Source organism: Acidovorax sp. FHTAMBA, assembly GCF_038958875.1.
Taxonomy (GTDB): Bacteria; Pseudomonadota; Gammaproteobacteria; order Burkholderiales; family Burkholderiaceae_C; genus Acidovorax.
In genome coordinates this window covers 2160420-2179868 of record NZ_CP152407.1, presented here as the reverse complement: position 1 = coordinate 2179868, position 19449 = coordinate 2160420, and the positions used below count along the sequence as shown (strand labels likewise).

General features: G+C 66.1%; 15 protein-coding genes and 1 riboswitch. All 15 genes read right to left on the bottom strand.

Annotated features, from left to right (window positions below):
- Positions 1–5: 5 nt before the first annotated feature.
- Positions 6–1604 carry a hypothetical protein gene (locus AAFF19_RS10240; RefSeq protein ID WP_342721751.1) on the bottom strand — a complete coding sequence of 533 codons (1599 nt, stop codon included), beginning with the start codon at positions 1602–1604 and terminating at the stop codon, positions 6–8.
- A 159-nt stretch (positions 1605–1763) separates the two neighbouring features.
- Complete coding sequence (cobT, locus tag AAFF19_RS10235) at positions 1764–2825, bottom strand: nicotinate-nucleotide--dimethylbenzimidazole phosphoribosyltransferase (protein WP_182119073.1); 1062 nt, start codon at positions 2823–2825, stop codon at positions 1764–1766.
- A gap of 94 nt (positions 2826–2919) precedes the next feature.
- Positions 2920–3681 carry a 5,6-dimethylbenzimidazole synthase gene (gene bluB / locus AAFF19_RS10230; RefSeq protein ID WP_182119072.1) on the bottom strand — a complete coding sequence of 254 codons (762 nt, stop codon included), beginning with the start codon at positions 3679–3681 and terminating at the stop codon, positions 2920–2922.
- Between the two features lie 44 nt (positions 3682–3725).
- Positions 3726–3920, bottom strand: a riboswitch (cobalamin riboswitch).
- A 36-nt stretch (positions 3921–3956) separates the two neighbouring features.
- Positions 3957–4868: a bile acid:sodium symporter gene (locus AAFF19_RS10225; protein WP_008906153.1), complete on the bottom strand. Its 912-nt coding sequence runs from the start codon at positions 4866–4868 to the stop codon at positions 3957–3959.
- Positions 4869–4904: 36 nt separating this feature from the next.
- Positions 4905–6653, bottom strand: coding sequence for an AMP-binding protein (locus AAFF19_RS10220; RefSeq protein WP_342721750.1), 1749 nt, complete (start codon positions 6651–6653; stop codon positions 4905–4907).
- 442 nt (positions 6654–7095) lie between these two features.
- A complete protein-coding gene (locus tag AAFF19_RS10215; protein WP_342721845.1) occupies positions 7096–8562 on the bottom strand; it encodes a cobyric acid synthase in 1467 nt (488 codons plus the stop codon).
- A 35-nt stretch (positions 8563–8597) separates the two neighbouring features.
- Positions 8598–8990, bottom strand: a complete 393-nt coding sequence (locus AAFF19_RS10210; protein WP_055395250.1) for a DUF3037 domain-containing protein — start codon at positions 8988–8990, stop codon at positions 8598–8600.
- Entirely contained in the window at positions 8977–9771 is a 795-nt protein-coding gene (locus tag AAFF19_RS10205; RefSeq protein WP_182119069.1) for a HipA family kinase, read from the bottom strand. The genes AAFF19_RS10210 and AAFF19_RS10205 overlap by 14 nt, the downstream gene beginning before the upstream one ends.
- On the bottom strand, positions 9768–10844 hold the full coding sequence (locus AAFF19_RS10200) for an aminotransferase class I/II-fold pyridoxal phosphate-dependent enzyme (RefSeq protein WP_182119068.1): 1077 nt from the start codon (positions 10842–10844) through the stop codon (positions 9768–9770). The genes AAFF19_RS10205 and AAFF19_RS10200 overlap by 4 nt, the downstream gene beginning before the upstream one ends.
- A complete protein-coding gene (cbiB, locus tag AAFF19_RS10195) occupies positions 10841–11821 on the bottom strand; it encodes an adenosylcobinamide-phosphate synthase CbiB (protein ID WP_246330821.1) in 981 nt (326 codons plus the stop codon). Before cbiB ends, AAFF19_RS10200 begins: the two co-directional genes overlap by 4 nt.
- 29 nt (positions 11822–11850) lie before the next feature.
- Entirely contained in the window at positions 11851–13074 is a 1224-nt protein-coding gene (locus AAFF19_RS10190) for a Wadjet anti-phage system protein JetD domain-containing protein (protein WP_182119066.1), read from the bottom strand.
- Entirely contained in the window at positions 13061–16570 is a 3510-nt protein-coding gene (locus tag AAFF19_RS10185; RefSeq protein ID WP_342721749.1) for an ATP-binding protein, read from the bottom strand. The genes AAFF19_RS10190 and AAFF19_RS10185 overlap by 14 nt, the downstream gene beginning before the upstream one ends.
- A complete protein-coding gene (locus AAFF19_RS10180) occupies positions 16560–17228 on the bottom strand; it encodes a DUF4194 domain-containing protein (RefSeq protein WP_342721748.1) in 669 nt (222 codons plus the stop codon). Before AAFF19_RS10180 ends, AAFF19_RS10185 begins: the two co-directional genes overlap by 11 nt.
- Positions 17229–17230: 2 nt before the next feature.
- The gene (locus AAFF19_RS10175; RefSeq protein WP_342721747.1) at positions 17231–18688 is read right to left on the bottom strand and encodes a DUF3375 domain-containing protein; all 1458 of its coding nucleotides are present in this window, start codon (positions 18686–18688) and stop codon (positions 17231–17233) included.
- A 175-nt stretch (positions 18689–18863) separates the two neighbouring features.
- Positions 18864–19433 (bottom strand): cob(I)yrinic acid a,c-diamide adenosyltransferase, encoded by a 570-nt coding sequence (cobO, locus tag AAFF19_RS10170; protein ID WP_342721746.1) that lies wholly within the window; start codon positions 19431–19433, stop codon positions 18864–18866.
- Positions 19434–19449 lie beyond the last annotated feature (16 nt).

Genomic DNA, 19449 nt, shown 5'->3' with positions numbered 1-19449 from the left:
TGCGATTATGGGATGTTGAAGAATTTCTTCTCTCCAATCGCTCGCGCTTCTTTGTCGAGAGCCTCAGCAACCACTTCGGTGATTCGTGAACTCGAACCCTGATTGGTTTGCCATATCAAAAAGCCGATAGGAAACTTCCCTTTCAAGCCATCGAACGCTTGGTTATGCACAACAAAGCCGCCCCGATAGGTTGCACCCCACTTTTGGCGGAATATCTCAAAGTCAGGGGCATTGATGTACTTCAATGTACTGAACATCGCCAGCGTAGCCGTTGGAATTTCATGGGCAATTCGTGCCACAAATTGAGTGAACAACTCATTGCTGGCCCTGCCATAGTCCGCCATAGCCGTTGCGGCAAACTTGGTATCTGCCACGCCTGATTTGTACTCAGCGTCGCCAACCTGCGCGGTGTTTCCCCGATTGGTCGCGGCTGCGTACGGCGGATTGATCAGCACCAATATTCTTTTCCCCGCCGCAATCGCATCGCGCAGCCCTTGCGGCACCTTATTGCTCAGGCTGTAGTCGATCTTGCCGTCGTCGGTGATGTCGTCATTCAGGTAGTCGTACTGAAACCGGTGCGCTGCCACACAGGTCTTGGTGGCTTTCATCACGTCCACATCGGCCTGGTCCAGCGTGCTCATGTAGACGTTGCGCGGGTTGCTGTGCTTGACCTCCAGGTTGCCCACGCCGCAGCACATATCCCACACGATGTATTCGCGCTGCCAGTTCTTGCCGAGGGTTTCGGTCAGTTTGTCATAGGCCTTGTCCACCACGTGCAGCGGCGTGTAATACGCGCCTTTGAAGCTACGTTCGTCCAGCGGGATGAGGCTGTCGCGGCGCTCCAGCAGGTAGTCGCGGTACTCGCTCTTGGGCGGGCGGTGGTAGATAGCCCAGAAGCGCCGATAGCCTTCCTTGTTGCCCAGCTCGAGCATCTTGCCGCCCAGACTGAACACGGGCGCGCCGTTTTTGTGCAGCAGTTCGGCGGGCAGGTTGGCGTGGGTGGACACGGTGCCGTCGTGCATGATGTCCGCAAAGAACAGCAGGGCGTATTTTTCTTCGTCCACGCCGGCAATCTCGCGGCCAATCATGGCCACCCATTTATCGAACACCTGCTTCAGGTTGTCAGGGGTAATCTGGGTGCGGATAATGTCGCCGCTCTTGATGGCTGCACGGACAGTGCTAATGAATTCGTCTTCGTGCGTGGAAATCTTGAACGACACGAAGTGCGTACCAATGTGGGCCGATATGGCGTCCAGTGCCTCCTGGGTGTACTGGCTGGCCGACTTGCCCCATTTGACGGTTTTCTTGGCCAGAAACGGCAACACATCGGTGCTTTTCATCAGCGCCGCTTTTTCGGTGTCGATGACCGCCAGGAAGGGCGGAACCGATTCGCCCTTGTTCAACGCTACCTGCACGTAATGCAGCAGTTGCGTGAACATGGCATAGCTGGAGTACTTGCCGGTGTCCTTGGCCTCGAACCAAATCTCTTTGGTTTGGATGTCGATCAAACCCTTGGTGTAGCCCTTGAGTCCCAGGGCCTTGATGTATGCGTCTTTGACGTCTTCTTCGCTCTTGGCGGCTTGCAATTGGGTGTAAAGGCTCACAGGGGGCTTTGCGAATGAATGGGGTGCCGGGATGCAGGAACCGTAGGGGGAACCATTTTCGCCGTGTAGTCACGCTCCACCAAATATCAGCCAAATTATCTTCCAGCGCTTGTTCATCCAGCGCAAGAAGCTATTGATTTGGTAGCGACCGGCAAAGCATCACACAGCGGCCTGACCCGACACCCCGGCCGACTCAAAGCTCGCCATCTCGCGCAGGATGGCGCAGGCCGATTGCAGGAGAGGCCACGCGAGCGCAGCACCCGAGCCTTCGCCCAGGCGCAGGTCGAGTTGAAGCAAAGGCTCGGCCTGCATTTGCGCCAGCATGAGCTGGTGGCCGCGTTCGCCCGAGCGGTGGGCGAACACGCAGCGCTGCAGCACATGGGGCTGCAGGCGGCTGGCCACGAGCACGGCGGCGCTGGTGATGAAGCCGTCCACCACGATCACGCGGCGCTCGGCGGCGGCCTGCAGCACGGCGCCGACCATGGCGGCGACTTCGTAGCCGCCGAGCGCGGCCAGGGCGGCGAGCGGTGCGGTGGCGTCGGCGTTGGCGTCGAGCGCCTGCTGCAGCACGGTGCGCTTGCGCGCTATCCCCGCGGCGTCCAGCCCGGTGCCGGCGCCGGTGCATTCGGCAATGGGCAGGCCGCACACGCGCGCCAGCAGCAGCGAGGCGACCGAGGTGTTGCCAATTCCCATTTCGCCCAGCAGCAGCACATTGCCTGGCAGTTCGTGCACCAGCACCATGCCGTGGTTCAGGGCCTGGGCGCACTGCGCCGCGCTCATGGCGGGGCCTTGGCTCGCGTCCTGCGTGCCGGGAGCCACCTTGCGCAGCAGCAGACGCGGCTGGCCAGCTGCTGTCTCGCGCTGGGCGATGTCGCGCGCCACGCCGCAGTCCACTACCGTGAGCGCCAGGCCGTGCTGGCGCGCCAGCACGCTCACGGCGGCGCCGCCGACGAGGAAGTTCTCCACCATCTGCCAGGTCACGTCGCTCGGGAAGGCCGACACGCCGCGCGCGGCCAGGCCGTGGTCGCCGGCGAAGACGACCATCTGCGGCTGCTGTAACTCGGGCGATGCAGTGCCCTGGATCTGGCCCAGGCGCAGCGCAAGCTGCTCCAGGCGGCCCAGTGAGCCGAGAGGTTTGGTCTTGTGGTCCAGCTTGTGCTGCAGGGCCTGGGTGAGCTGCGGGTCGGCGATGTCGGCAATCAGGGGCAGGCGGGTATTCATGGCGTGTTCAACTTTCAATCAGGTGGAGCGCGGACCGCACACGCAGGCCGCGCGATCAATGGCAGTGCGCGCGGGTCGGCGCATGGTGGCAGGGTCAGGCGGTGGCTTCGCACCCGCGCCGGGCGGCGGCCTGGTCGCGCCGCAGGTGGGCGATGAGCGGCTGCTGGTCGTCGCGCTGGCCCCATTGGTCGAAATACACGAGGTCTTCCATGGGCAGGCGCGGCAGCCAGCCGGCAGTTTCCAGTTCGGGCTTGGCGTGAAAGTGGCTCACGTAGCCCACGCACAGGTAGGCGATGGGGGTGATGCCCTTGGGAATGCCCAACGCCGCTTGCAGGTCGGCCTGGTGGAAGATGCTGACCCAGCCCACGCCCAACCCTTCCGCGCGCGCAGCCAGCCACAGGTTTTGCACAGCGCAAACGCTGCTGTACAGGTCCATGGTTTTCATGTGGGTGCGCCCCACCACCACGGGGCCGGTGCGCTCGCGGTCGCAGGTGATGCACAGGCCAACGGGCGCCTCGACGATGCCTTCGAGCTTGAGCTTTTGGTACACGGCACGCTTATCGCCCTCGAACATGTCAGCCGCTTCGGCATGGGCCTTGGCAAAGGCACCCTGCACGCGGCGCTTGGTGTCTGGAGAACGCACCACGAGGAAGTTCCAGGGCTGCATGAAGCCCACAGAGGGCGCATGGTGCGCGGCGGTGAGGATGCGGCTCAGAACCTCGTCAGGCACGGGTGTGGGCAGAAACTGCCCGCGCACATCGCGGCGTGAAAAGATGGCGTGGTAGATGGCGTCGCGCGCTTCTTGCGTGAAGGCGTGCGCGCTGGGCGTGGCTTGCGCCACTGCGCTGGTATTCATGGCAGTCCCCTGTGCGTGAATAGGTGGCGCGCTGCCGGGCCTTGCAGCGCGTTGGATATTCAGGCCGGTCTTCTGGCTTGGAGTCTTCTGGCCCCTGCGCCTTCCCGGCCTTGGCGGCCAGTGGCATTGAGCAGGGGTCATCATCCTTACAGCGTTGGGCACGCGGCGGATTTGCACCGCCTTCCCGATTCTCCCGTTGCCGCCAAGCGGCATTGGGCACCTGAAGCCGCGAATGGTAGCAGCCCGGTGCGCCCCATCCATTCAAGGACTGGATCTCAGCTGGCCAGCACCGAGCCGTCCTTGGCACGGTCGCGGGCCAGTGCTTCGGCCATGCTCTTGCGGCGAAAAAACACTGTCACGATGCTGGAGGTGATCACGATGAACAGCGAGTACAGCACCGGAATCAACAGCACCTCCTGCTGCATGGGGCCGGTAAAAGTGAGAGTCACGATCAGCACAGCCAGCGGGCCGTTCTGGATGCCGGTCTCCAGCGCGATGGTGCGGCTGCGGTTGGGGTCCTGCTTGAGCAGCCGGGCCAGCCCAAAACCCAGTGCGATGCCAAAGATGCCCAGACCGATGGCGGCAAAGAACACGTACCACGGCGTGCCGGCCAGCAGCATGTGGTTGCGTGGAATCCAGGTGAACACCAGGAACAGGATCACCGCCACCCCCAGCATGCCACCCAGCAGTTCAATGGTGGCGCCGATGTTGGGGTTGAGCTTGCGCAGCACCATGCCAAGGACGGTGGGCACCAGCAGCACAAACAGCACCTGTGCCACGTTGCCTGCCGGAATCTTGAAATCGCCGCTCAGCCCGGCCAGCTGCGAGTAAAACTCCAGCAGCGCGGGCACCATGCCCAGCGCGATCAGCGACGACACCGAGGTCATCATGATTGACAGCGCCAGCACCGCCTTGCTGAAGTAGGTAAAGATGTTGGAGGTGGTGCCGCCCGGCATGCACGCCATGAGGATCAGCCCGACCGTCAGGCCTTGCGAGAGGCCCAGCGCCTTCGCCAGCACAAAGCCCAGCAGCGGCATGATGCCGTACTGGCACAAAAGGCCCACCATCACCCCCTTGGGCTTGCGAAAGGCGATGCGAAAGTCGCGCCAGGTCAGTGATGCGCCCATGCCGAGCATGATGACGATCATCATGATGCCCAGCAGCTTGGTCTCGAATTCGGAGATCATCTTGAAGTACTCGTTCTCAGGGTGGAGGGGTGGGGCTCAACCCCGGTTCAGCTCTTCGGCCACCGCCCTGCGCAGGTCCTTGCGCAGCACCTTGCCGACGGGGCTCTTGGGCAGTTCATCGCGCACCACCACCAGCTTGGGCACCTTGTAGGCCGCCAGGTGCTGCTTGCAGTGGGCGATCACGTCGGCGGGCATCACTTCCTTGGCGTGGTCCGGGTTTTGCACCACATACGCGCGCACCGCTTCGCCCGTCTTGGCGTCGGGCACACCGATCACGGCGACCTCCAGCACATGGTCCATGTCCGCAATCACGTCCTCCACCTCGTTGGGGTACACGTTGAAGCCCGACACCAGAATCATGTCCTTCTTGCGGTCCACGATGCGCATGAAGCCGTGCTCGTCCATCACGGCCACATCGCCCGTGGCGAACCAGCCGTTGTTCATGACCTTGGCGGTTTCTTCTTCGGCGTTCCAGTAGCCCTTCATGACCTGCGGGCCACGCACCCAGATCTCGCCGGGTGCTCCCGGCGCGGCATCCTGCCCCTGGTCGTCCACCAGGCGCACGTCGGTGCCCGGGGCGGGAATGCCGATGCTGCCGTCGCGCGGCGTGCCGGTCAGCGGGTTGAAGCTCACCACCGGCGCGGTCTCGGTCAGGCCATAGCCCTCGGCAATCGGCGTCTTGGTCAACTCGCGCCAGCGCTGCGCCACCACGGTGTGCAGCGCAGTGCCGCCAGAGATGGACGCCTTGAGCGTCTTGGGCGGGTAGGCCACGAACCACTCTTCGTTGAGCAGGCCGTTGAACAGGGTGTTGACTCCCGTCATCCATGTGATGGGGAAGTTCTCCATGGCGCGCTGCAGGTTCTGCACTGGCCGGGGGTTGGGGATCAGCACGTTATGCCCGCCAATCGACAGAAAGCCCAGCAGATTGGCCGTGAAGGCAAAGATGTGATACAGCGGCAGGGCCGTCAGCACGCATTCCTCGCCCATGGCCATGTGGGTCTGGCCCATGGCGCGGGTCTGCTGGATGTTGTTCAGCAAATTGTCGTGCGTCAGCATCGCGCCCTTGCTCACGCCGGTGGTTCCACCGGTGTACTGCAGCAGCGCCAGGTCATGGCGGCCCACGGTTTCCCAGTAGGTGCGGGCGGGCGTCTTGGCCAGCGTGGCGCGCCCCTGGGTCAATGCATCCTTCAGCCGCACATGGGGCACCGAAACCTGCGGCAGCACCCGGCTCCAGTAGCGTTGCACCCCGCGCACAACGGCGCCAGGCACGGCGGGGAAGAACTCCGAAACTGCCGCCAGCACCACCTTCTCGATCCCGGTCTTGGCCAGCACCGCCGGCAGCTTGTCGGCGAACATGTCCACCATCACCAGCACCCTGGCGCCGGCGTTGTTGAACTGGTGGATCATTTCCGTCTCGGTATAGAGCGGGTTGGTGTTCACCAGCACACAGCCAGCCTTGAACACCCCCAGTGCCGCCACCGGGTAACCCAGGCTGTTGGGCATTTGCACGGCCACGCGGTCGCCCGCCTTCAGGCCCGCCACGGCACGCAGGTACCCGGCAAACGCGTCGGAAAGTTCGTCCACCTGCTCAAAACTCAGACGGCCATTCATGCCGTTGGGCACCACGCAACTGAAGGCGGCCTTCACCTTGCTCTGCGCCTGCCACTTCTTGCAGCATTCGTGGGTCAGTTCGGCCAGGTTGCGGTGGGGCATCGACTCCAGTTCCGGGGCAATGCCCACCTGCTGGTACGACGGGTGCCAGGGCCTTACAGGCAATTCGGTCATGGAATGCTTCGCAGAAGGGTTGAAAAATCGAACGGTCGTTCGGAACTGGCGGATGTTAGCCAAGCCCGGCCCGGATTTCTGGACTCAGTTCTCAGTTTTACGCCGGGGTTTTCCCGCTTGTGGCGAACGCGCGCATGGCCGGTCGCGGGCATGCGACCTGGGCTTCCCTGAGGCCCGCCAGGTGGGGGAGAGCCCCACCCGCGCCCGTTACCAACGGCGGTTGAGCGCGCCCGAATCGACAACCCGGGTGACGATGCCCCTGCGGGCTGTTGGGCTACCGATCACCCTGGTGTCGATGAATGGCGGCAGACGTGTCGGCGTCAACGCGGGGTGCGCAATTGCTTCAGTTTTGATAGCTGCTGGCGCTTGATGGATAAGCGCTAGAGGCTATTTTCATATGAATTTCATGCGCCGTGCCCCCAGGAGAGTGCCATCGCGGGGCTTACTCGGCGTCAGCTTGCGCGACAAGGGCGTCCAGCACACCGGGTTCGAAGTGCCGGGCAACGCCATCGGCCAGCCCATCAAATACAGCCTCCAGTGTGGGCGCATGGGCACCAAAAAGGGCTTTCAAAACAGCAGCGTCTTCCAGCAAACCGTGCAGGTACACGCCCAGCACGTTGCCCGCCGGGTTTTGCCAGGCGATGCCGGGGATGACCTCGCGCGCCACATCGCCCTTGGCAGCCATGGCCGGGTGCTGGGCTGTCTGGCCGTGGTGGATTTCGTAGCCGGTGACCGCTACCCCTGCCAATGCCGCCCACGCCCCCTGCACCGCACCCAACTGCGCCTGGGCGCGCCGCACGGTCTTGGCCACCTCGAAGGTGGTGACCAGGGGCAGCAGGCCCAGGCCCGGCGCATTGCCATCGATGCCTGCGGTGTCGATCAACGCCTCGCCCAGCATCTGCAGGCCGCCGCACACGCCCAGCACCGTGCCACCCTGCCCCGCGTGCTGCGCTATGGCCTGATCCAGGCCCTGTGCGCGCAGCCAGGCCAGGTCGGCGGCGGTGGACTTGGAGCCGGGCAGCACCACCCAGTCGGAGGGCGTCAGCCCGCCCAGGTCTGCCGGGCTGCGCGCCCACAGCAGACGTACGCCGGGCACGTTCTTCAGGGACTGGAACTCGTCGACGTTGCTGATGCGCGGGTAGGCCACCACGGCCACCGTGGTGTGCACGGCGCCCGCTGACAACGTGCGGTCATCAAATACGCCGTCTTCTTCGGGCAGACCGTGGCGCCACTGCATCGGTATGGTGGCCACCGTGGGCACGCCGGTCAGGTCTTGCAGCATCTGCGGCGCAGGGGCCAGCAGGCTGGCGTCGCCGCGAAACTTGTTGAGCACAAAGCCATGGATCAGCGCACGCTCGTCCTCGGGCAAGAGCGCCCAGGTGCCGTACAGGTGGGCAAACGCACCGCCCCGGTCGATGTCGGTCACCAGCAGGCAGCGTGCATCGGCATGGCGGGCCACGCGCATGTTGACGATGTCGCTGGCGTGCAGGTTGATCTCTGCAGGCGAACCTGCGCCCTCGATCACCACCACGTCGTTCTCGGCACGCAGTGCATCCAGTGCTGCAGCGATCTGCGGCCACACCTTTTCGCTGCGGCCGCGCCAGGGCATGGCCGTGAGCTCGGCACTCACCTGCCCCATCAGCACCACCTGGCTGTGCGTGTCGGCCTCGGGCTTGAGCAGCAGCGGGTTCATGCGCACTTCGGGCTCGGCGCGGGCCGCGAGAGCCTGGAAATACTGGGCACTGCCGATTTCGCCCATCACGCCAGCGGGGCCAGGCACCACACGCGCGTTGTTGCTCATGTTCTGCGCCTTGAACGGCGCCACCTTGAGGCCCAGGTTGCTGTAGTAGCGGCACAGCGCGGTGGTGAGCCAGCTTTTGCCCGCGCCGCTGGTGGTGCCCAGCACCATCACGCAGCGGGCTCGGTTGGAAGAGGTGGTGGAAGTCAAGGCAGAGGGCGGACCATGCGGTCCATGATGTGTTCGAGTGCCGCCGCCGCATCGGTGCAGCGGCCGGTGTGCACGGGGGATGTCTGGATGATGGCGCTGCGCTTGGCGGTGAGCCAGTGAAAGCGCTGGCGGTACGGCAGGCGGGCGATGGGGCCACAGCCTTCGTCGCCCGCACAGATGGCCACGATGGCGGCCAGATGGCGGCGCACGGTGTCGATGTCGGCGTGCGGGTCCATGGCCAGCAGGCGCGCTTCATCGAGCGCGATGGCAGCCTGGAGAAAGCCGGTGCGCTGGCACGACAGGATCACGCCGGCGTTGATGAACTCTTCGCGCTCCACGCGCGGTACCACGCGCACGATGGCGTAGTCGTACACCTCAGGCGCGTGCATCGACGGCCTCCTTCAGCGCATTCACCCAGGTCGTGCGCCCGGCAATGCGCGCGCAGAAGTAGTCCACATAGGCTCGGCGGTGGGTAGCGGCTGCGGTCAGCAGGCCTTCTTCGTGGTCGGCACCGGCCAGCACCAAAAACTCGTCGGGCACCTCGGCCAAAATGCCGGTCACCACCTCGGGCGTGAGGCGCGCGGCCAGCTCGGCATCCACCTGCGCGAGCAGCGTGGCCCGGGCCAGCAGCACATGGTCGGCAATGGGCGCAAAGGGCTTGGCGGGCAGGGCCACCGTGCCGTTCCAGGCGTGGTGAAAGGTCAGCGCCGCACCATGGTCGATGAGCCAGGGCTGGCGGTGCCACATGAGCAGATTGGTGTTGCGCGCGGTGCGGTCCACATTGCCCACCAAGGCATCGAACCACACGAGGCGTGAGGCAAAATCATCGGACACCACATCCACCGCCGGGTCGAAATTGAGCGCGCCCGACAGGTAGTCCAGCCCCACGTTCAGGCCGCCGCTGGCGCGCACCAGGTCCTGGATCTCGGGGTCGGGCTCGGTCTGCGCCAGCGCGGGGTCGAGCTGGGCCAGCACGATCTCGGGCACGGGTAGGCCCAGCGCACGGGCGATACCGCCCGCGATCATCTCGGCCAGCAGTGCGCGCACGCCCTGCCCTGCGCCACGGAACTTGAGCACGTAGGTGCCCAGGTCGTCGCCCTCAACGATGGCGGGCATGGAGCCACCTTCACGCAGCGGCGTGACGTAGCGATTGACGGTGATGGTTCTCACGAGGTCTCCCCTGAACCGCTTGAAACTCTGTGCGGGATGGTACGGCCCGGCAGCGCCTGCCATGCGGCCTGCAGCGCATCTTGAGCAGCAGGCGCCAGCACCCCCAGGCGCACGGTGCCGGGCAGGCCGAACGATGTCGCATCCCGCAGCTTGATGCCGCTGGCGCGCAGCGCGGCCAGGTCGCTTTGCAGCCTGGCTGTGGCGGGCTGCGCGCAAAAATAGTTGGCCAGGCTGCCGGCGTGCAAGGCCCAGCCCAGGTCGGTGCACAGGGCCTGCTGGCGCGCCTTCCAGGCGCCCAGAGTGCGCAGGCTGCGCACCAGCCACTGCTGCACGGTGGCTTGCGTCCACGCCTGCAGCAGTGCCACACCGTGGGCGCCCACAGGCCAGGAAGGGGCCAGGGCCGTCAGCCCCTGCGCCTGCTCTTCACAGTCTGGCGGCGCAATCGCATAGGCGGCACGTACGCCCGTCAGCCCCAGGGCCTTGTTGGGCGTCCAGAGCTGCCAGCAGGCCGATGGCATGAGCGGCGACGGCGCGCCAGCCCATGCGCCCTCCGCGCCGAGCCGCAGGGGGACATACGCGCAGTCGAGCACCCGCCAGCCAGCGGCAGCATCGCTTTGTCGCCACCCTCGCACCGAGGGGTCTTCCACACCCAGAGGGCTGGAGGGCTCGCACGCCCATTGCAGGCCTGCTGCGCCGCCGCCGCCCCGCAGCACCTCCAGCCCACGCGCCTGCGCAGCCTGGGCATAGTCGCCATAGCTGTGCAGTGGCACGGCCACCTGCACCGCGCCCTGCTGCACCGCCAGCGCAGTGATGCGGTGGATGAACTCGCTGGCACTGGCCGCCAGCACGATGCGCCCAGGGGCCACGCCATGGAAGGCGCCCAGGGCCTCGCGCAGGGCCGTGTAGGCCGGGTCGGGGTAGCGCGTGGCGTCGGCCACCTGCACGGCGTGCAGCGCCTCGGGGCACGGGCCGCAGGCGTTGCTGTTGGTCGAGAAGTCGAACACAGGGATGCCCATGGCGTCCGGGCCGCCGTGCAAGGGCGCATGCAGAGAGAGAAAAGCTGGGGATGTCATGCATGTGCCCAAGCAAGCACCACGAGAACCAGCAGCTGCAGTGCAGCCACCACAGGCAACATAGCCAGCACCACCTGCGTGCCCACGCGCGCCGCACGCCGCGTATCCAGCGGCCCGGCCCTGCGGCCCTTGCTGTGCAGCGAGTACACCCCGGGCTTGGCCAGCCGCACACCCAGCGCCAGCGCCATGGCCGCCATGGGCCAGCCGCTGTTGGGCGATGGCGTCTTGCGCGCCTGGCGGGCCACGGCGCGCAATGTGACGCCCCGGGTCACAGCAGCCAGCAGCACGGCCGTGATGCGCGCGGGCACCCACGACAGCACGTCGTCCGCCCGCGCGGCCCACTTGCCCGCCCATTGCCAGTAACGCCCGCCGCGCATGCCGGGGTAGCCCCACATGGCATCGGCCGTGTTGGCAAAGCGGTACAGCGCGGCGCCCGGCAGGCCCAGCAGCGCAAACCAGAACAGCGGGGCCACCACCGAGTCGTTGAGGTTTTCAGCCAGCGATTCGATGGCCGACTCGCGCACCTGCACGGCTGTGAGGCCGCTCACGTCGCGGCTCACCAGGCGGGACAGTTGCGCGCGCCCCGCAGGCAGCGACTGGCCCAGCGCCACCTCCACCGCTAACACCTCGTCGCGCAGCATGCGCCAGGCCAGCAGCGGTTTGAGCAGCAGCGCGAGCAATGCCGCCGCCAGCAACCCGTGAAACATCAGCACCAGCTGCTGCGCCGCCCAAGTCACTATAAAAACAATAGCTGCTAGCGCACACCAGATAAGCGCTGAGCGCCAAAAAGTCTTGAAATCCTGCGCCACAGGCGATGTGGGTGCCAGCCGCACACCCCACCACTGCAGCGCCTTGCCCATCCACACCACGGGGTGCCAGGCAGCGGGCGGCTCGCCCAGCAAGTAATCCACCGCCAAAGCCAGGGGCACCGCCAAGAAGAACGCGAGCCAACCTGCGGCCCAGATGCCGGGCAACATTGCGGGCCACAGATCTTGCAACGGCACATTCATTCAGATTCCCCGGTCGGCTGCAGCACGGACAGGGCCTGCTCAACCCAGCCAAACCCGATGCGTTCTTGCTCCAGCCGCAGGGGGGGCTCTGCCCGCACCCGGCCATAGCGCAGGTCGTCGTAAAGCGCGGATTCATGAGGATGCAGCCGTGGCAACTCGCGCGACAAGGGCTGGGGCTCGTGCCCCCAGTGGTCGGCATGGGCCAGCAAGGTGGCGCGGTCCATCAACAGCGACTGGGCCTGCGGCAGCGTGGCGCGCAGCTGGTCCAGGATGGCAAAGCCGTGCGTGTCGATGTCACCCCAGTAGTGCACTGCACAGTGCCGCAGCCAGGCCGCGCCCGCCAGCACCTCAAAACCGTAGCCCGCGCCAAACACCACCAGGCTATCGGCCACCGGCGGCAAGGCCAGAAAGTTGACTTCGTTTTCAGTAATGAGCACCCGGCGCACAGGTGGGTTCAATGCCTCAAAAGCGGTTTGTGTGATGGTGATATCTGTAATGCCAGCCCCCCACGGCGCGAGCGCAGCCACCCCTAGCCAGCGCAGCCGGATGCGCAAGGGCTTGTCGGCAAAACCATAGCGGCGTGCAAACTGGCCCACGCCCGTGGCCGCAGTGTCCACGGCCTGGGGCGGCAGGACCAGGTCCAGCAGCTCGGTCAGCACGCCCCGGTGCGCTTCGGTGAACTTGGTGTCCACGCCGGGCAGGTCCATCTGGCGCAGGTAGATGCCGGGCCGGGGGTGGGCCTGCAGCCATGCCACCACGGCCAGCAGCCGGGGCCAGGCCGCAGCCAGCGCCAGGGCCTGCAGAGGGCGGCGCGCCAACCAGGGCAACAGCAAGGGCTGCTGCCCGGCAGTGGTGGCCACCAGCGCGCCAAAGCGGCGGGCGTCGGCGGTCTTGCCGATCAGGGCCAGGGCGGCGTCCAGGCTGTCTACCCAGGCAACGTCGGGCAGGCTGTGCTGGCCTACCTCGCGGTGACGCAGTTCGCGTTCTTCCAGCCGGTAGTGGCCTGCGCCTGCCCGCAGGCTGCTGGCCCAACCGCGGGCCTCGGCAAAGCGCTGGGCCAGCTCGCTGGAACTGGGCGCCACCACGCGCAGCCGCCAGGGGAAGGCCAGTGGCGGCGCATCCACCGCCGCGTGGCCAGCCACCAGCGCGGCCAGCAGCTCGCCCCGGTCCCAGCGCCTTTGCACCTGCGCGTGCAGGTCGTCCGGGCTAGTCCAGGCCATGGCCGGGCTCCGGGTGGATGTGGATTTGCTGCGTGAGGCCCTCCAGCCGCTCTTTCTCGGCCTGGTACTCCTCAATGCTCAGGGTGCGCAGTTGCGAGTCGCGCCCCTCTGCGTTGTGCACAAAGCCTACGCTGGACACAAAGGGCTCGATGATGTGAATTTTTTGCAGCGGCGTGACGATGAGCAGTTGTAGATTGAGCCGCTGGAACAGCTGCAGGCCATATTGCGCCGACTCGTCCGAGCCCCGCCCAAACGCCTCGTCGATGACCACAAAGCGAAAGCTGCGCGAGCGCGTTTCGCCCCAGGCCATCCCGAACTGGTAGGCCAGGCTGGCGGCCAGGATGGTGTAGGCCAGCTTTTCCTTTTGCCCGCCCGACTTGCCGCCCGAGTCGCTGTAGTGCTCGTGTTCGCGCCCATCGGCACGCCAGCGCTCGCTGGCCGAAAACACGTACCAGTTGCGCACATCGGTCACCTTGGCGGCCCAGCGGCGGTCAGGCTCGGCCAGGCCCGGGCGGCCGCGCAGGCGCTCGATGATGGCCTTGACCTGCAGGAACTTGGCCTCTGAGTACTGGCTGCCCTGCCCCGCCCCGTCACCGGGCAGGGCGCCCGACATCGCCCCCGACAGGCAGGCCGTAAGCTCGGCGCGAAACTCACGCACCTCCACGTCGCCCGTGGCCTGCGCCTCCAGCACGATGAAGCGCTCGGGGTTGTAGTCGATCTGGGTGAGCGACTGGTTGATGAGCGCAATGCGTTCCTGGATGGTTTCGCGCTCGCGGTTGAGCTGCGAATTGAAATGCGCCACCTCGTTGATGGTGTTCTCGTTGAGCAGGCGTTTGAAGTCGGCCTCAAAGCGTGGCAGGTCGTCGGCGTGCAGTTGCTCCAGCAACTTGCGGTATTCACTGGCCGAAGCCACCGCCACGTCGATTTCCTGCGTCTCCAGCGCATAGGCGGTGTTGAATGCGCGCATGGCGGCGATGATTTTTTCCACCAGCTGCTGGCTGCGCCGCCCTTCGGCGTCGATGGACTTTTGCAGCGCCTCGCGCAGCTCGCGCTCGCGGGCGTCGCAGTGGGGCAGCGTGAGCGGCTGGCCGCCCAGCACCTCGGACAACAGGGTGTTCAGGTGCTCGGCGGCAGCACGGTCTGTAGGGGGCTCATCGGTAAGGGCCGCTTCTGTATCGCTGCGCTGGGTGCGGGCGTGGGCCAGGTTCACCTCGGTGCGGGTGCGCCGGTCGCGCTGCTCGGCCAGGCGCCCCTCCTGCTGGACCAGTGCTCTTTCCACCTCAGCCAAACGCCCGGTGAGGGTTTGCAGCAGGTCGGAGGATGCGCGCAACTGCGCCAGTTCGTCGTTCAGCCTCGCCACCTCGCGCGCGGGGGTTTGCCAGTCCAGCTCTGCATAGTCGTGAAACTCCACCAGCTTGTCGAGCCAGCGCAGGCGCTCTTGCACCGCCTGCTGCTGCGTCTGCAGCTCGGCAATGCGGGCGCCCACGCGGCCCACGTGGGCCTCCAGCACTTTGGCCTTGGCCTGCAGCGCCGCCAGCTTGGCGGTGTTGCTCCAGCCCAGCACGTAGCGGCTGCGGTCGGCCAGCGCGTGGCGGTCGTCCTTTTCGTGGCGCTCGCCGCCCTTGATTTGCCCGGCGCGGGTGATGGCCCGGGGCTCGCGGCGAAACTGCTCTTGGGTGGTGCAGCACACCACGTTAAAGCGCTGCCACAGCGCCTGCTCCAGCCAGCCGTAAAAGGGTGAATCGGGTTTGATGGAGAGCTTGCGCAACAGGGCATCGGCGGGCAGCTCCGGGACGTCTGCAGGCCGCGTTGGGTGCACCTTGTAGTACACCAGCCGTCCGCGCAGGGCCGTCTGGTCCACCCATTCGGCCACGCGCGCATAAAGCGCTTCGGGCACCAGCAAAGACAGGCCAAAGTTGTGCATCAGCCGCTCGATGGCGCCTTCCCAGTCGCGTTCGCTGTCTCGCACCTCGATCAGCTCGCCCGCAAAGGGCATGCGGTCTTCGGGCACGCCCAGCGCCTGGCACAGCGCCGCGCGGATGCCGATCTGCCGCGCATCGATGTTGCTGCGGCGCCCGCGCAGGCTGTCAATCTCTGCCGCCAGCTCGGCGTGCTCCTGCCGCCCCTGGTGCAGCGCGGCGCCCTGCTCCACCTCCTCGTTGCGCAGCGCGTTGCTGCGAGCCCCTTCCACCTCACGCATGCTTTGGCAGGCCTGCTGCTGGGTCAGCAGCTCTTGCGCGTTGCCCACCTGCAGCAGGCCCAGCGGCTGGCGCAGCGCGTCGTAGCGCGCGGCATGGGCTTTGCGGCGCGTGCTTTCGGCCTGGCTGCGGGCCATGGCTTCTTCCAGCAGGGCAATGCGGTCGCCACCGCTTTGGGCAATGGCCGCGCGCAGTTCGCGCTCTTGCGTTTGCTGGCGGGCTTTGTCGACCTCAAGCACTTGCACCTTGGTGTGGTCGCTGGCCAGGGCATCGGTGAGCTGCGCAATGCGCTCATCCAGCAGCGCCAGCTTAAGCCCGGCAAAGTGCGCGCGCAGCGCATCGCGGCTGGCGCGCTGGGTGTCGATGTGGGCCTGCACCTGGGCATGGCGGTCGCAGTCGGCCACCAGCGGGGTCAGCAGCGCCACCTGGTGCTGCGCCTTGAGCACCGCCGCATGGGCGCGGCTCAGGTCGTCAAAGTGCGCCATCAGGCTCTGAATGCGCGGCGCCACGTCAAAGGGCTCCAGCATGTGGTGGCGCACAAATTCGGTAAGGTTGCCCACCGACTTCATCGACACCGTCTGGTGAAACAACTCCAGCGCCTGCTCGCCCAGGTTGCCAAACCGCCGCCGAAAATGCGCGCCATATTGCGCAAAGCTGTCGAACAGGGCCACACCGCCTTTGCGCAGCCGTGTGCGCAGCCCGGTGATGGCGCTGCCAAACTGGGCAAAGTCGTCGGTAATCGACAAGGCCTTGTCGGCCACGGCGTACAGGCGTTCGGGCTGTCCCTGGGCCTCCTTGAGCCAGAACACCTGCGCCAGCGTCACCGTCTGGTCAAACCCCGCGTTGTGAAACACCCCCAGGATGACCGAATAGCTGCCCGCGTCGCGCAAGGCCACGGGCTTGGCGCTGCCGCTGGTTTCGTTGCGCTCGGACTTGTAATGCCCCAGCACATAAGAGCGCAAGGAGCGCTCACGCGCATCGGCCCCGGCGGCCTTGTTGTAGGCAATGCGGTGCGCAGGCACCAAGAGCGTGGTGACGGCATCCACCAGCGTGGACTTGCCCGAGCCAATATCGCCCGTCAGCAAGCCGTTGCGGCCGTCCAGCGCCAGCGACCACACGCGTTTGTCGAAGGTGCCCCAGTTGTATACCTCCAGCCGCGTGAGCCGAAAGCCTGAGAGCGCCACCGCCGTGGAAGCGTCGGACTGCGCCTGCGCGGCGGCGGGAGCTCCGGGCGCGGCCGGGGCTGCGGGGGCTGCGGGATCGCCTGCAAACAGGTCGCCCTCGTCACTACTGTGCATCGTCTGCCTCCGCCTGCGGGGCGCTCAGGTGCTGCTGGTAGGCCTGCAAGCGCTCGTCAAAATCGGCCAGCCATTGCGCATCGACAAAGGCCTTCAGGATGCGGCGCACCTCGTACACCGGTGCCTGGCCCGCATGGGTGGCCTTGAGGCGGCGCACAAAGCCCAGCTCAATCACTTTGTTCAGGTGCGTTTCGATCTGGTCGATCAGCCGCGCATCGTTGGTGCTGGCGGGCATGAAGATGCGCACCATCTCCACCACCTCGTCGCGCGCCAAAATCAGCCGGGCTTCGCCGCCGGTGGCGTCCAGCTCTGCCAGCTTCTTGCGCAGCAGGGCCAGCAGCAGGCTGACGTGAAAACTCAGGGGCTGGCGGCGCACCAGGCGCGGCAACTTGGCGGCCGCCTCGTCCTCCTCTTGCACGCGCGAGCGCACAAAGGCGTAGCCTTCGGCCTCGTCCACCACCAGGTCCAACGCCAGCACCGCCACGTAGTCTGCCGCCCGTGCACGCAGCGCCTGCAGGGCATCCCACAACGCAGCGTCTTCATCGCGGTAGACCACGCCACGCAGCAACGGGATGACCACTGCAGACAAATCCCACTGAGGTGCGGGGGTTGCGGGCGCGTCGATGGGCGCTGCTGCGTTGTACAGGTCGTCGCTCATGCTCAAGTCCTCACAAAGATCACACGCGGCAGCGTGGCGCTGCGTTGCACGCCGTCAGATGCGGTCCAGTGCACCGTCTCTTGCACAGCTTCGTCCACCACGGCCTGCGCGGCCACGCTCGCCAGTTGCAGGTAGGCCACCAGCTCGCCCAGCCCCTGCTGCAGCGGGCGCATGTGCAGCAACTCACCCAGGCTGACCTGGGCCCGCGTTTGCAGCGCTTGCCGCACATGGGCAGCCAGCGCGGCCTTGTCCACCCGCACCTGGGTAAAGAGCGCCTCAGCGTCCACCCCAGCGTCGCCTACCTGCACGGGAGCATCGTTCAGCGCTACCGCGGCCGCAGGGCGAAACAGCGGGCGCTCCAGGGGTAACTGCACAGCGGGGTGCAGGGCGTCCACGGCAAACACCTCGCCAGGCGGGGGCGCATCGCGCAGCGCCACGGCCCGCGCTTCGATGCCGTGCAGCAGGTCCATGATGCGGCGGTTCTCCAGCCAGGCCTGGTCGTCCAGAAACCGGCGCAATTGCTGTGACAACTGCGCCACCGTGCGCTGGGCATGCTCACCCGCCTCCAGCCAGTCGTAGTGCACGCGGCGCAGCCGTGCATCGGGGGCCAGTTGCGCCACCGGGTCGAGGGCCAGCACGTGGTCGAGCAGCGCGCTCAGTTGCTCTTGCCGCGCCTGCGACATGAGGAATTCCCAGAACGCCCGAAAGCTCTTACCCTGGTCGGATTCGGCAATGGCGTCGCGCTCGCCCAATATTTCGCGCAGCAGCGCACCCCGGCCCTGCGTGGGGCCGCCGTCCCACAGCGCGATGCGTTCGCGCACCTTGCGGTCGAGCTGACGAAAGTTGTGCTCCACCTCCCGAAAGTCGGCCAGCAACTCACGCGCCAAGCTGGTGAACTGCTGGAACCGGTCTTTGAGCGCGGTGTCGTCCAGCAGCGGCATGTGTCCGCCCAGCACCTGGGCGATTTCCGCGTCGATGGCATCGCGGCGCTTGTGCAGTTCAGCGATGCGGGTCTCGGGGTTGGTGTCGGTGCCTTCGCTCATTTGCTGCAGCAGCGCAAACAGCGTGAGCAGGCGCGATTCGGTGCCCACAAAGCTGCGCTCTGTCAGGCTGGCCAGCCAGGTCAAGGCCCGCTCGGTGGCGGGGGTGAGGTCGAACTGCGGCTCGTCCGTGCCCGGGGGGTAGAACTTGCGCAGCCAGCCCTTGTCGTGCGCGGCCCAGTCGTTCAGATAGTCCAGCGCCGACCGGGGGAAGGCCTGCTCGCCCAGGCGTTCACGCAGATCGTAAAGCGTGTCGTTCAGCGCCTCCACCAGGTTGGCCTGCGCCATGGAGCGCACATTCGGCGCAATGAAAACGCGGTGCAGAAAACTGGCCACCAACGGCGCATGCTCGGCCACCAGCAGCCGCCAGGCGGGGTGCTGGCGGCGCATTTGGTGCAGCGTGGTGTAGTCCAGATCCATGCGAAGTTTGAAGAAAGGTCGGGGGCTTTGCACGAGCGGCGCCCAGGCTTCGACAGGCTCACCCGACCGGTAGTGGGTGTCGACAATGCGCCAGGTCGATACCGGGCGTGTTCGCCGCACCTTCACAAAGCGGGCAACACAGTCAGGCCGCATTGTCGGCCATGCGCGCGCCCCTTTAGTCCTCAATACCGCGCTGCGCGGGAATGCCCGCCTTGAACGCGTGCTTGACCATCTGCATTTCGGTCACGGTGTCGGCCAGTTCGATGATCTCGGGCGGGCAGCGGCGGCCGGTGAGGCACACATGCACGTCCTTGGGCCGCTCGCGCAGGGTCTGCAGCACGCCGTCCAGCGGCAGCCAGCCGTAAATCAGCGGGTAGGTGATCTCGTCGAGCACCACCAGAAAGTGCTCGCCCGACAGGATGGCGGCGCGCGCCTTCTCCCAGCCGTCGCGCGCGAGCAGGGCAGAGTGCTCCAGGTCTTTGCTTTTCCAGCTGAAGCCGTCGCCCAGCCCCTCGATGGGCAGGCCAATCTGCTCGAACATGCGGTGCTCGCCAAAGCGTGCGGTGGGCACCTTCATGAACTGGAAAATCTTCACGGCCTTGCCCCGGCCGTGCGCGCGCAGCGCCAGGCCAAAGGCGGCCGTGCTTTTGCCCTTGCCGTCGCCGGTGTTGACGATGATGAGGCCACGGCGTTCGCCTTCGGCCTTCTCGTAGCGTTTTTCGGTGGGGGCGGCTTCAATCTGCATAGCTTGTCTTTCAGTC